At 61.2% G+C, this 505-nt stretch carries 2 protein-coding genes; both read left to right on the top strand.

Features of this window, described 5'->3' with window-relative positions; translation table 11 throughout:
• A partial coding sequence (locus QD409_RS35825) for a DoxX family protein (protein WP_430765098.1) occupies positions 1 to 250 on the top strand: 250 nt, incomplete at its 5' end.
• 73 nt (positions 251 to 323) lie between these two features.
• Positions 324 to 505, top strand: a 182-nt coding sequence (locus QD409_RS35830) for an NADPH-dependent FMN reductase (RefSeq protein ID WP_430765099.1), incomplete at its 3' end; no start/stop codon positions are given.

Raw genomic sequence — 505 nt, forward strand, 5'->3', positions numbered from 1 at the left:
CGGCGCCATCGCCCTCATTCTCGGCTTCCAAACCCGCGCCGTCGGCATCTTACTTGCAGTCTGGTGCGTCCTGACCGGCGTTGTCGCTCATCTCGGCGCACCGGTGGACTTGATGAAAAACCTCGCGATCGCGGGCGGCCTCGTCATCCTTGCCGCCGCGTCACCGGGTTCGATCGCCCTAGGCTCCGTCCGACCAAAGCGCACCAGCCCTGCTGCGATGGTCTCGTCAAACGCCATGCTCGACAACTGACGCACGCCCGTCGGGGTGATCCTCCCGGCCGTCAACCATCTTCCTTCTCCCTCCTGTTACGATTGGAAACCCAATGAACACCCAGATCATTCCCCGCATCGGCATCATCCTCGGCTCTACCCGTGAGGGGCGCTTCGGCGACAAGCCCGCGCGCTGGATCAGCGACATTGCCGACAAACGCACGGATCTCGAATTCGAATTGCTCGACCTGCGGAATTATCCGTTGCCGTTTTTCGAAGAGCAATTGTCACCGAT

Origin of the sequence: Rhizobium sp. BR 315, assembly GCF_050577975.1 — a bacterium.
Lineage (GTDB): Bacteria > Pseudomonadota > Alphaproteobacteria > Rhizobiales > Rhizobiaceae > Rhizobium > Rhizobium miluonense.